This is a genomic window from Apibacter adventoris, assembly GCF_002964975.1.
Taxonomy (GTDB): domain Bacteria; phylum Bacteroidota; class Bacteroidia; order Flavobacteriales; family Weeksellaceae; genus Apibacter; species Apibacter adventoris.
The window spans coordinates 104,172-117,302 of record NZ_PSZM01000024.1; the positions used below are offsets into that span (position 1 = coordinate 104,172).

Genomic DNA, 13,131 nt, shown 5'->3' on the forward strand with positions numbered 1-13,131 from the left:
CATTAATCTGTTTTTGAGGGAGATTCTTTAATGCACTCTTTTCATAGGACTTAGGGTTTGATCTAGATATATTATAGGGTTTGAAAAGAAACTCTTCTATTTTATCTTATTCATTGATTGTTAACATCAGAACAAGCTTTTTTCTCTCAAAAGTTATTTTATAGAATACATTAGAACCATTTTCCGATTGTTTTACTAATTGACTATTGATGATATTACCACAGTTGTTTTTAAGGTATGATAAAAATTGATTTGTAATATCTAAGGTTAATACTTGTTTCATCTCATTAGAGAATGAATTCTGAAATGTATCGTAATTACCGGAATTGTAAGAGTCTTGTAGTTTACTTGCTATGCTGTCAAATTTCTTATTCTGAGCCGACATGTAATTGCTAGGTAAGCTAATTATTAGAAATAATAAATTTAGATACACTCTCATATTTCTTGTCATATCAAGCAGATTATATATATCAATTTATCTTTGGAATTTATATTTCAATCCAATAGAGCCATAGGCAGAGACACCAAAGCTAGGATGTTTATCAGATTCTATTTTATTAAATCCATTATTATCATAAGAAATAGACTTATCATCATCAAAAAAAGCTTTGATAGTCCTATCCTTATAGTACACTTCACGCGACATACTTACTCCTATTGTTATAGGAATTGATAGAGATTTACCTAGCAAAAATTCAGGTTGCAATCCTAGATATCCATATTGAGTAACAAAATACATATCTTTACCATCCTTATTTACAGCAGACATCAACCCTTTAAATTCACCAATTAATCCTAATTTAAACTTGTCATTAAACTGAGTAGTAACACCGATTTTAAATGAATTGTACATAGACAAATTGAATTGATATTTACCGTCTAACCTCCAATCTAGATAAAATGAGGGGAATATCATTGGATAACCCAAAGCATTATTTAGAGCAACACCTACACCCCAATCTAGATTCTGTTTGGCATGACGGATAAATAAGACTCCACCTTGTCCTAATATTGCTTTTCCTGATATTTTATCTAAGTCAGATGTAAATATGCCTACACCCAATAAAGCCATCATTGACCATTTATCGTTTAATGGTCGTATATGAATTAATCCCACTTGAGCATTAAGAATTTCAGATTCAGAATAAATTTTTGATAAATTTTCGTTTCCTAAAGAAGCATAAGTACCACTTAATGCAACAGCCCACGCTTTAGGCTTATTATTTTCATTCATTTTGATGGATATTGGTACCTGTACACTTCCATCAATTGTTTTTAAATCACCCTTTCCTCCTAATTTATTTCCGTCGGCATCTTTAAATTTTGATGATGTAATATATTCTGATTTTATCTCTATCTGTGCGTATCCATTATTTCCAAATACTATGATAAAAAAGCTAATCGTTACTATTTTCATTAATTTATATTCCATAATTGTTTTTTTATGATTACAAAAACGAAAGTAGACAATAAGAGATAGCAGATTTTTTATATAGACCAAAGTAATATTTTTGTAGACAAACGAAATCAAGAACACATATCTGTTAGTTTGAATATTATTTTTTCTTTTCAACTGATAAACCATCTTTCTAAAAAGAGAATAATAAAAGCAAGGTTTTAGCAAAGAATACTCTTGAAATATGTTATTCTTTTTTACTTGTATTTTCTCATTTTTATTACGATATAAATACAGAATGGCATAAACAAACCAACAAGACTTAAATATAGCATTTCTATCAATTTTATATTTTGAGATATATTGACAACAATTTCTTCAAATAGTAATAAGGCACATAAATTAAATGATGAATGTATTATGATAGCAGCGACTATATTTCCTTTTGTTTTTAGATATAACCAACTGATAATAATAGAAAGTTCTGTGGTTAATAGTATGTATATAAAAAAAACGAAAATTCCTGCTTGAAATCGTAAGTGCCAAATGCCCCAAAAAACACCAATAAGAACACTTGAAATTAAATATGAATGTTTTCTCAGAAGTATGGGTAACATAAAACCTCTCCATCCTATTTCTTCTCCAATACTGCCCAAGATAATCAAGAGTAGGTATAAAGAATACATACCTAAAGAATGATGTAAAGTTGGAAATAAAAACCCTTGATGTTTTATAAACGATATTATCAAGAAAGAAATTCCACATACAACAAAAGGTATAGTAAAAGCCAATATATACCATTTAATATCAGTTTTATTGAAAGCCATTTTATACAAAAGTTTTTTCAGACCAATTTTCCCATTTATCAAATAAGTCATCCAAATCGCAAAAAAGGCAGGAGTCCATTGTTGTGGTACTTCATCTAAGGAATAGATTACCGTAATCGCTAATACCAAACAGATATTTAATAGACTATATAAAGAAATTAAATGATTGGCTATAAATTTTTTCATACCCTAAAATCCTATATTTAGCCCTGCTGAAGTATAAGGAGCTATTTGAAAATAATATTCTTTATCCTGAAACATGCTTTTTATGTTTCTATTCGTTATCTCAGCTGGGCGTATTGCACTAATACCAGCTGTAATGAGTATAAAAATCTGTTTGCCTATCTTTATTTCGGGACGGAATCCTGCTACAATATATTGGTGTGAGAATATCTTATCTTTTCCATCTTGTTCTATAAAAGCCATTTGTCCATTCATTTCGGCTACAATATTTAGGCTTAAATATTTGTTGACGTTATATCCTGCTGACATTTCTAAGCCGTCCATCATTGATATCTTTACAGCATATTTCCCTTCGGCAGTCCAATTAAAATAAAAAGCAAGAAATACCATTGGATAGCCGAAAGAATTATTCATAGATATACCTAAACCGAGTTCAAGATTTGGTTTAAAATGATAAATAAAAATAGCAGAAGCATTTCCAAGTACATTTTTTAATCGGATTTTGGAAAATTGGGTACTTGGCATATAAATACCTCCGCCAACACTTGCCATCATAGACCATTTGTCATTTAATGGACGAAGATGATCAAGACTTAGCCCCATATTCATAATTTCATCGATGACTAAAGGCTCTGTAAAATTTTTGTTATCAAGTTTTGCATAAGCTCCTCCTGCACTAATAGACCACATCTTTAGACGGTTCTTATCATTTAGACTCACAGACAATGGAATATTAATACCTCCCTGATATACTGTTGCTGAACCTTTGCTATTTCCGATCTTTTCATCTCGATCTCCTTCTGTCATACGGTAACCGGATTTACCGAAATATTCCGTTTTAAACATGATTTGTGCATTTATGTTTGTATATCCAATAAGCATAAATGCAATAACTAATATCTTTTTCATATTGAGTTTTTTTTAATGAATAATTTGATTCTGTTTCATCAAAATTCATTTTTTTAGAATGTTATTACGATTTTTTTTGACGAATCATTGAGTTGCCTTTGACGAATGATAATAGACCTGTCAGTTAATGCGTTAAATTTGTAGTATGAGAATAAAAAATTATATAATAGAGAATTACATTATTCTTATCTTTTGGGTAATTGTAACTTTTGTTATGTGGTTACAGATCATTCCACAAACAGAGTCTTTGATTGAAGCTACATTATATCCAGTTTTGGCAATGTTATCTGTTTTCCCATTTGTAAAATATCTAAGCGAGACATTATTACAGAGGGCAATGAAGCAAAAAACAACAGTGGTCTTCATCCTTCAGTTTTTAGGTATTTCAATCATTACAGGTATAATTTTCACCTTATATCAATATTTTTTCACTTTTTTAGAGAAAGAAGGAGTTTTTCCTCTATCGATATATTTCAATATGGATGATCTTCCTAACTTTTATATACTTATCTTTCTCTCGTCAGGAATTTTGATCAATTTATGCATTTGTGGACTACGTTTTTTTCAGGAAAATACAAAGTTGAAACGAACACTTATCGAGTACCAGCTTCGATCTTTACAACACCAAGTTACTCCGCATTTTATGTTCAATGTATTGAACCATATCCATATATTGATGCAGACAAATGTAAAATTGGCATCTAATCTGTTGATTAAATATTCCGAAATTTTGCGTTATCAACTATATAATGGAGACAAGCAAATAACATTGGAGCAAGATATTCAATTCCTGAAAGATTATATTGCGGTTGAAGAGTTTCGTTGGGAAGATAAATTAACAGTTTCTAGTTCTTGGGAAATAGAAAAACCTCAAATGGAGATACCATCATTGTTGTTTATCACATTTATCGAAAACGCATTTAAGCATGTATCGAAGTCCGGTTTTGAAAAAGGATATATCAATATTGACTTTGAGCAAAAAGAGAATACAATCTCCCTAAATGTGGAAAACTCTAAGTCCACATTATCCACAAAGAAAAAGAACGTAGGAGGTTTAGGTTTAAAAAATATAAAACAACGATTGGAAATTCTATATTTTGGAAAATATAACTTGTCTGTAAAAGAAACAGAGGCTACATACCATACCAAAATTATTATTAATATATAAAAATGACTGAACTAATCTCAAAAAATACAATACAAACTCAACTAAGCTGTTTAGTGGTTGATGATGAATCTATTGCGATAAAAGGAATTGAGAATTATATAAGCAAAATAGATTTTATGGAAGTTACTGATACATGTTCATCAGCATTAGAAGCAGCTGAGATATTCAAAAAGAAAAAGATCGATCTGATGTTTTTGGATATTAATATGCCTCATCTTTCAGGGTTAGAGTTCTTAGAATCACTTGGGAAACCTCCGTTAACGATAATCACTACCGCTTATTCTGAGTATGCACTTGATGGCTTCAGACTTAATGTCGTTGATTATCTCTTGAAACCAATTGCATTTCAGCGTTTCTTTCAAGCTATATCGAAAGCTCAGGATATGTTTCGATCTCAAGAGATATTGCAAAATGAACAAGAGGGAGTGATGACAAATATGTATGTTCGGCAAGGAGATGCTTTTCAACGAATTGCATGGGAAGATATTCTTTATGCCGAAGGAATGCAGAATTATGTAAAATTGTATTTTACGAATAAGGTATTAACAATACATCAGACAATGGCTTCTTTGGAAGAAATCCTACCTCAATATTATTTTTTCAGGATACACCGATCGTACTTGATAAATATATCTCATATTCATAAAATATCGGGAGGACAGGTTCTTATTAATGGCAGTCTCCTACCTATTGCGAAGCCAAGACGAGAGAAACTTTTAAACACTGTGGTATATAAGAATTTGATAAGTAAATGAGATTCTAAATATTATGTTATCTATTTGTAATATAGCTATTTGAAATAATGGAAACACAAAATTATTATCATTGTTGACTTTCCTATCTTTAAACATCTGTTATTCAACAGATAAATTTTATTTACCTCTTGTTCATACGGATTAAACGTTTCTATGAATACCAACTCCATATGAGTTTTGTTTAATTTCAGAATATTTTAGTGTAGTCGAATTCTGCTTTGCAGTTTTTTGTCTAATATCAAAACTTATTAATTTTAGATAATACTGTTTTTAAAACATCAAGTGCTATTAATTTAAAGCTTTTATAAGTTTTAGTAACTGTAGAAACTAAAAAATAATGTAATAATTTCGTAAACCATAAATCATAAATAACTTGTCAATCATAATATTGAGAAAAGATTTGAGGATATCAGTATTTAAAACAGTTTCATTAATATCAAAAAATAAAACATTTAGTTTTAGAAAGCATCTAATTTTTCATGATATAATTATTTTATAAAAACAAACATTAATATATATTTTGGGTTTAATAAATTAAAGTTTAGTTATGTATCTGATAATACTATCTTGTGCATTCATTTCTGTATGTTTTTTAGATTAAAATAATTTGAATATTTCAAATAAAATGCAAATAATATTTTCCTAATTTGATTTAATCCTTTTATAACTGGTTATAGAAAAATAAATTTAATTTGTTTAATTACTGTCTTATATCACAATAAATTTTAAAACAAAATAAAAGTCCTGTATTCTAGTGAAATATCAGGACTATTTAGTTTTAAACACTGAAAATTAATTTACTGAAAATTGTTCATAACTCTACTCTTAATTATAAGAAATAAAACATTTTAATATTAAATTTAAATATAAAGATCAATTTATTTTCAATTAAAAAATATTTTAATTATATTGCTGATAATTAAAAACATATATTAGAATTATTATATGTTTTTTACTTATTGATTTTTGTGTTCTTGTATAACTTCTTTTAAAGAGTTTGTACCATTAATAGATGCCGGAAAACCTGCATAAACTGTCATCATTAACATGATCTCTTTTATTTCATCAACAGTCAATCCAATATTTAAACCTGCCTCAATATGAAATTTTAATTGGGGTTGTGCATTACCTAAAGTAGCTAAAGCCGAAATTGTTGAGATCTGTCTATACTTTTTATCCAAATTGTCACGAGAGAAGATATCTCCGTATCCATATTCAATAGTAAGTCTGACTAATTCTGGAGATAAATTTTGGAAATTTTCCTTTAGAATTTGCTCTTGATTATCTTTTAAAATGGCTAAAAATTTAGCTCCTAAAGTGTATTTATCAATAGTGGTATTTGTCGATGCTGTTTTTCCTTCTTTATCAATAATGCCTAAGGCTTTTCTTTCCTCTAAAACTTGCCTCAAAGCTTTCATTCCATTTATACATTTCGGAAATCCACAATAAACAGACATTTGTAAAATAATTTCTTTAACTTCATTAATAGTACTTCCGGTATTTAAAGCTCCATTTAGATGAACTTTTAGTTCAGGAATAGCACCTTGTGCAATTAAAGACGAAATGGCAACGATTTCTTTAGATTTATTATCCAAAGTAGTAAGGCTATAGACTTCTCCAAAAGAATATTCTATAATAAACCTGCTGAGTTCAGGTGAAATATCTTTTAATCCATTCACCACTTTTTCTCCTGCTTCTCCATCTATTTCTTTTAACTTATTCCAGCCTTTGTTATATTTCTCTGAAGTTTTGTTGGGTTGTGAGTTCATTATTGTAATATTTATAAGTGTTAAAAATATAAAAATGTATGATTTCATATTTGTTGATTTACATATTTTATTTGAATGCTAGTAAAATTTTTTCTTTTGTTTTTAACTTACATAAAAGATCAGATTTTTTTACATTTTCATCTATTAAAATCTTTGCTCCTTTTGATTTAATTGATATAAAAAGACAAAAATTGTTTTGCACAATTTCCAGATTATTTATTTAATATCTGTTTTTAATTTACAAATACAAAATTAGTGGGATCAGAAATATATATTATAGGATTTTTATAAGTGTTTTCGGTACTTTTTTAAAAATTCAGTAGGAGATAGGGTAGTTCTTTTTTTGAAAATACGAGCGAAATAGGAACTATCTTCAAAGCCTAGTGAAAAAGCTATTTCGCTTATATTGTTAGAAGTATAGATCAATAAACGTTTTGCTTCAGTTACTTTAATATCTAATATATATTGTTTTACAGAAATTCCGGTAATATTTTTACATAGAGTATTTAAATTTTCAATTGGCATTCCGATTTTCTCTGCATATCTTTCAATTTTAATACAGTAAGGGTCTTCAAAAATTATTTGGTTTAATTTATTTATTGTTTTATTTACAACCGTTCTAACTACTTGACTTTCTTCTGCAACTCTTTTTAAAACAGAATGAAGATATAAAATTCCCGCTTTAATACTCTCATATGTCAAATGGTCATTACGTTTTTTTTCTTTTAATAAATTTGTAAATATATTTTCAATAAATAATTTGTTATATGTTATATCTAAGTAAGAAGCAATAGAGGTTAAATTAAGCTCTAAAACCAAGGTGGGATCGCATAATAAAATATATCCTTTACAATTTTCCGAATAGTTCCAATTATGAATTTGTTTCGGATAGACTAAAAACAATCGATTAGGGACTATTTCATATTCCTGCATATCAATAACATAAAACCCATTGCCTTGGGTAAACCAGACTAAGGAGTAAAAATTATGACGATGAGGCCAGTCTAATTCAGCATCTTCAGTATTTTCAAATGTTCCTACAAAATATGGAATATGTTGAGAAGGTAAATCAAGTATATCAGAAATGGAGTATTCTTTCAACATAGTTCAAATTTAATGAAAAACTTTCAATTCAGTATTTATATGTTTTATTGAATTTATGTTTTTAGTTCTTATCATGATTTCTTTTTGAACTTTTAATGAAAATTATATTGAGCTCTATAGGAAAACAAATAGCTAAAAATTTACTTATTTTTACTTTATATATGAACTAAATGAAAATATATCATTCACAGAAATAGGATTTTATTATCGTTGAAATAGAAAAATTGAAAAAGAAAATTTATTTTGTTAATTCGTTAGTAAATGTTAGAAGTCTTCCATAAAGTTCAATATTTTGTATATTGTAATTGGATAAAAAGTTAAATTATTTATTGACTTTTAAAATTGAATTATTCAATAAAAAATATTGTATAAATTCTTTTATATAATATAGAAAAATTAATAATTAAAGGTATCTCTCTGCATATTACCTAATAAAAATAAATATTATAAACATGGAAAACACTCATAATGATGCACTAAAATTTAGTTATTCAAATATTTTTTTTTCATATTATTTTAATAATGAACGTATTTGTCGAAATATGATAAAAGATCATATGTTAGTATTTGTATATTCAGGAGAATTATTGTTGTTAGAAGAAAAAAATACAATAAAAATACATAAAGGTGAATGTGTTTTTTTAAAAAAAGATAACCGGGTAAATATGATTAAACAGCCTAATGGTAAAGAAAAGTTCAGTGGAATATTTATGGTTTTTAATCGTAATTTTTTACGTGAATTTTATCAGTCATTAGATAAAAATAAAATACCTCAAAATATAGAAAAACTTAAGCAAAGTGTTATAAAATTACCCAAGAGTTCTGCCATAACCAGTCTTTTTCAATCAATGATTCCTTATTTTGATTCTGAAGAAAAACCGATGGAAAAACTCATGAAGCTTAAACTTTTAGAAGGTGTATATTCATTATTACAAATTGACGAGCATTTTTATACTTGTTTGTTTGATTTTACAGCTATATGGAAAATCGATATTATGGAGTTTTTAGAAAATAACTATATGTATGATCTTTCAATAGATGAAATTGCTCATTTTACAGGACGTAGTTTATCTACATTTAAAAGAGATTTTAAAAAGATAAGTGATTTATCTCCACAAAAGTGGTTAATCGAAAGACGTTTGAAAACCGCTTATGATCTTTTGAAAAACGAAAATAAGAAAGTTTCTGAAGTGTATTTAGAAGTGGGATTTAAAAATTTTTCTCATTTTTCTACTGCATTTAAACGGCAGTATGGTTTTCCGCCTTCTAAATAAAAATGAGCGATTTTGCAAAATATTTTGAGCTTCTGAAAAAACAGATAAGAATTTTTAATTTGTACCTTTCGTGTGTTGAATTAAAAAATAATATAATAAGTTACTTTATATAATAAAATTAATATAATTTACAGAATATTTAATTAAAAAGGGAGGGATAGCCTATATGCATAGGTTACAGATGTAACAGACTCTAATCAGGTGAAAAAATTAGTGGAAGCAGCAGTAGAAAAATTTGGCAAAATATATGTTATGCTAAATAATGCAGGATTAATGCAACAATCTCCATTGGAGCTTTTGAAAATTGATGACTGGGATAGAATGATAGATGTAAATATTAAAGGAGTATTATATGGAATCGCAGCAGCTTTACCTTATATAAAAAAACAAAAATCAGGACATATAATAAATGTTTCTTCAGTAGCAGGGCATAAGGTATCACCTGGTAGTGCGGTTTATTCAGCAACAAAATTTGCAGTTCGAGTAATAAAAAAAAATAAAAGTTATTAGATCATAAAACGGAATATGAAAATTTTAGTTTATATGAAGACATATGTAACAGAAAAATGTTAGGTATTTAAAATAGTTAAAAAAACAATCATAAATAATCTTAGTATTATAAATAAACTTAAAAAAATGAAAAAAAGAAAATTAGGTAAAAGTGGACCAGTGGTATCCGCAATGGGATTTGGTTGTATGGGGCTAAATTATGCTTATTCTCAAATATTAAATGAAAAGGAAAGTATATCACTTTTAAAATCTGCTTATGAAAGTGGAGTTAATTTTTTTGATACAGCAGAAATGTATGGACCATATACAAATGAAGAACTGGTAGGAAAAGCTTTAACATCTGTACGTGATAAAGTAGTAATAGCTACAAAATTTGGTATTAAGCTAGTAAATGGTAAGCAGGAACAGGATAGCAATCCTAAACATATTCGTAAATCAGTGGAAGGGTCTTTGAAAAGACTTGGAACTGATTATATTGATTTATATTATCAACATCGTGTTGATTTGAATACCCCAATTGAAGAAGTTGCTATGACAATGAAAGATTTAATTAAAGAAGGAAAAATAAGATATTGGGGTTTATCTGAAGCAGGTGTTGAAACTATAAAAAGAGCACATAAAGTTCAACCCGTAACAGCTGTAGAAAGTGAATATTCTCTCTGGTGGCGAAAGCCAGAGGAAAAACTTATTCCAACATTAGAGGAATTAGGAATAGCACTTGTTCCATTTAGTCCATTGGGAAAAGGTTTTCTTACCGGTGAAATTAAAAAAAATGCAACTTTTGAAAAGGGAGATTTCCGTAGTATTGTGCCTCGTTTTACACAAAAAAATCTGCAAGCTAACCAAAAACTTATAGAGTTACTTCAAAAAATAGCACAGGAAAGAAATGCTACTCCGGCACAGATAGCTTTAGCCTGGTTATTAGCTCAAAAGCCTTGGATTGTACCTATTCCTGGTACAACTAAAAAAAATCGAATGCTTGAAAATAATAAAGCCGTAGAAATCGATTTGAACAGTCAATCTTTACAAGAAATAAACAGAGCACTCGAAAAAATTAAAATAGAAGGAGATCGTTATCCGGAAGAACTAGAAAAAAGAACAGGGTTATAATTTTATGAATACAAGATACTTTCTTTCAAAAGATTAAAAAATGTCAAAAAATAGAAATAAAATATTATTTATAAATGAATGTAAATTATTTTATTAGTAAAGTTCAGAATTATTATAAGTATGATATTAATAAAAGAAATTCATTGAAAGCAGGATAAAAAAATACACTGTACATACCAGTCAGCTGTTAGATTTTTCTTTTGGATGATTTCCAATCCGAGGGGCTTACCCAAATTTCAGAGTATGAGCACCCAAATTTTGTTTCCGTTATCATGTGTAATTTACATTGCCGTTCACATTGCCGTTTTCAGTAATTACACATTTGAAGTGATTTGGTAAAAAGCTCTAAAACCTAATATGGGAGCGGCTTTAGAGCTTTGGGTGACCAATGGGTCTCGAACCCACGACCTTCGGAACCACAATCCGACGCTCTAACCAACTGAGCTATGGTCACCGTTTTGAGAGTGCAAATATATAAATAGATTTTTTATTTTCAAACAAAATTTTCAAAATCTTTAAGACCGATCCATTGGGGTGAAGTAAACCCTTCTCCGGCATCAGTTCCTATAAGTCTACCTAAATTTTCTGCTCTGTAAATAATACTTTTTTTAAAATTTTTGGATGTAATAGGCGTAATTGGTTCCTGAGATTCAGGATCATAGAATTGAGATTTGTAAGCCATACAAGCTTCAGTTTTCTTGTCTAAATATTCCGAAATATCTATAATAAAATCAGGTTTATCTTCATTCCACTGAATATAATTAAAGAGGTGTTTAGGTCTCCAATTTTCTTGTTCAATGTTATTTATTTCCGTTTTAATTTTTCTTAATCCCGAAAGGAAACAAGAATCATAAACTAATTTAGAAGCTTTTCCATGATCCGGGTGCCTGTCTGCTATAGCATTAGCCAATATAATAGTAGGTTTATATTTCCTAATAATTTTTATAATTTCTATTTGATGTTTTTCATCATTTATAAAAAAACCATCTCTAAATTTTAGATTTTCTCTTATAGAAATTCCTAAAATTTCTATACTTTTTTCAGCTTCAATTTTTCTGGTTTCAAATGTTCCGCGTGTACCCAGCTCTCCTTGGGTTAAATCTAAGATTCCTACTTTTTTATTTGAAGCAACCATTTTAGCCAAAGTACCTCCACAACCAAGCTCTACATCATCTGGATGTGCACCTATGGCAAGAATATCTAATTTTGTCATAATAAAGAATTGATGCTCATATATAAATATTACATTATAATACTAAAATTTTTATATAATAATTTTTAAAATATAATTTATAATTGAGATTCAACCTGTGCCATCAAACTTTCTATTTTAGATTTAATGTCTGAATTTGGGGATATTTGCCAGGCTCTTATAGTAAATGTATTACCTTTGGTTCTTATTATTAATCCGTAATCTGCACTTTTAGAAGTCCATATTCCTGGAGAAGATGGCTCTCCGAATGTTTGTTGTATCAGAGATTCCACTTTTTCTATTTTTTCAGGGGTAGATTGTATTTCATTACTATATTTATACATATTTTCTTGTGCTATACCAAAAACTGAAAAAATAGTTAAAAATAAAATTAAAAGTTTTGTTTTCATAATTGTTATTTCATTTGTTAGTTATAAAGTTGTTTTTTGTTAATGTATAAGGGGGAAATTGTATAAAATTAGAATAAATAGCATTTAAAATAATATGCATTTATTAATGTCAATATTTGTGCCATAAGTTTAAATAAATATTATAAAAAAAGTAACCCTGTTCCGTATTTAGGATCAGGGTTGTTTTTCTATAAGTAAAAAATATCTTTAAAAATATTATTTTTTATAATTTTTGTATTTATTAAAAAATTTATCTACTCTACCGGCAGTATCAACTAATTTTACTTTTCCTGTATAGAAAGGATGGGAAGTACTGGATATTTCCATTTTTATCAAAGGATATTCTTGCCCTTCGTATTCTATAGTATCTTTAGTTTCTGCAGTAGATCTGCAAATAAACATTTCGTCATTACTCATATCTTTAAATACAACCAATCTATAGTTCTCAGGATGAATGTCTTTTTTCATTATTATTAAATTTGAGATGCAAAAATACAATTTTTTTCTAAATTAACAAGAACTGA

At 28.1% G+C, this 13,131-nt stretch carries 13 protein-coding genes, 1 tRNA gene and 1 pseudogene; 5 read left to right on the forward strand and 10 right to left on the reverse strand.

Going from position 1 to position 13,131, the window contains the following annotated elements; translation table 11 throughout:
• Positions 1–106 precede the first annotated feature (106 nt).
• The 4 genes from C4S77_RS03560 to C4S77_RS03575 form a co-directional block, all read right to left on the reverse strand.
• On the reverse strand, positions 107–385 hold the full coding sequence (locus C4S77_RS03560) for a DUF3887 domain-containing protein (RefSeq protein ID WP_181042804.1): 279 nt from the start codon (positions 383–385) through the stop codon (positions 107–109).
• Positions 386–475: 90 nt separating this feature from the next.
• Entirely contained in the window at positions 476–1,432 is a 957-nt protein-coding gene (locus C4S77_RS03565) for a DUF6268 family outer membrane beta-barrel protein (protein ID WP_105246118.1), read from the reverse strand.
• A 221-nt stretch (positions 1,433–1,653) separates the two neighbouring features.
• Complete coding sequence (locus C4S77_RS03570; RefSeq protein WP_105246120.1) at positions 1,654–2,409, reverse strand: CPBP family intramembrane glutamic endopeptidase; 756 nt, start codon at positions 2,407–2,409, stop codon at positions 1,654–1,656.
• 3 nt (positions 2,410–2,412) lie between these two features.
• On the reverse strand, positions 2,413–3,315 hold the full coding sequence (locus C4S77_RS03575) for a DUF6268 family outer membrane beta-barrel protein (RefSeq protein ID WP_105246123.1): 903 nt from the start codon (positions 3,313–3,315) through the stop codon (positions 2,413–2,415).
• 145 nt (positions 3,316–3,460) lie between these two features.
• On the opposite strand from C4S77_RS03575, the gene C4S77_RS03580 reads away from it, so the two are divergent.
• Together C4S77_RS03580 and C4S77_RS03585 are read left to right on the forward strand one after the other, a co-directional pair.
• Positions 3,461–4,483: a sensor histidine kinase gene (locus tag C4S77_RS03580; protein WP_105246124.1), complete on the forward strand. Its 1,023-nt coding sequence runs from the start codon at positions 3,461–3,463 to the stop codon at positions 4,481–4,483.
• 2 nt (positions 4,484–4,485) lie between these two features.
• Positions 4,486–5,238, forward strand: a complete 753-nt coding sequence (locus tag C4S77_RS03585; RefSeq protein ID WP_105246126.1) for a LytR/AlgR family response regulator transcription factor — start codon at positions 4,486–4,488, stop codon at positions 5,236–5,238.
• 956 nt (positions 5,239–6,194) lie between these two features.
• Here C4S77_RS03585 and C4S77_RS03590 read toward each other — a convergent pair.
• Positions 6,195–7,055 (reverse strand): carboxymuconolactone decarboxylase family protein, encoded by an 861-nt coding sequence (locus tag C4S77_RS03590; RefSeq protein ID WP_181042805.1) that lies wholly within the window; start codon positions 7,053–7,055, stop codon positions 6,195–6,197.
• 237 nt (positions 7,056–7,292) lie between these two features.
• The gene (locus C4S77_RS03595; protein ID WP_105246128.1) at positions 7,293–8,111 is read right to left on the reverse strand and encodes an AraC family transcriptional regulator; all 819 of its coding nucleotides are present in this window, start codon (positions 8,109–8,111) and stop codon (positions 7,293–7,295) included.
• Between the two features lie 557 nt (positions 8,112–8,668).
• Between C4S77_RS03595 and C4S77_RS03600 the strand changes: the two genes are divergently transcribed.
• From C4S77_RS03600 to C4S77_RS03610, 3 genes and pseudogenes are all read left to right on the forward strand, one after another.
• The gene (locus C4S77_RS03600; RefSeq protein ID WP_260209382.1) at positions 8,669–9,385 is read left to right on the forward strand and encodes a helix-turn-helix domain-containing protein; all 717 of its coding nucleotides are present in this window, start codon (positions 8,669–8,671) and stop codon (positions 9,383–9,385) included.
• 189 nt (positions 9,386–9,574) lie between these two features.
• Positions 9,575–9,895: pseudogene (locus C4S77_RS03605) on the forward strand (SDR family oxidoreductase); the annotation flags it as partial.
• A 126-nt stretch (positions 9,896–10,021) separates the two neighbouring features.
• A complete protein-coding gene (locus C4S77_RS03610; protein ID WP_105246133.1) occupies positions 10,022–11,005 on the forward strand; it encodes an aldo/keto reductase in 984 nt (327 codons plus the stop codon).
• Between the two features lie 380 nt (positions 11,006–11,385).
• Here C4S77_RS03610 and C4S77_RS03615 read toward each other — a convergent pair.
• The 4 genes from C4S77_RS03615 to C4S77_RS03630 form a co-directional block, all read right to left on the reverse strand.
• Positions 11,386–11,459, reverse strand: a tRNA-His gene (locus tag C4S77_RS03615).
• Between the two features lie 39 nt (positions 11,460–11,498).
• Entirely contained in the window at positions 11,499–12,218 is a 720-nt protein-coding gene (gene bshB1, locus C4S77_RS03620) for a bacillithiol biosynthesis deacetylase BshB1 (RefSeq protein ID WP_181042806.1), read from the reverse strand.
• Positions 12,219–12,295: 77 nt separating this feature from the next.
• A complete protein-coding gene (locus tag C4S77_RS03625; protein WP_105246136.1) occupies positions 12,296–12,607 on the reverse strand; it encodes a hypothetical protein in 312 nt (103 codons plus the stop codon).
• A gap of 216 nt (positions 12,608–12,823) precedes the next feature.
• Positions 12,824–13,075, reverse strand: a complete 252-nt coding sequence (locus C4S77_RS03630) for a type B 50S ribosomal protein L31 (RefSeq protein WP_105192279.1) — start codon at positions 13,073–13,075, stop codon at positions 12,824–12,826.
• Positions 13,076–13,131: the final 56 nt, after the last annotated feature.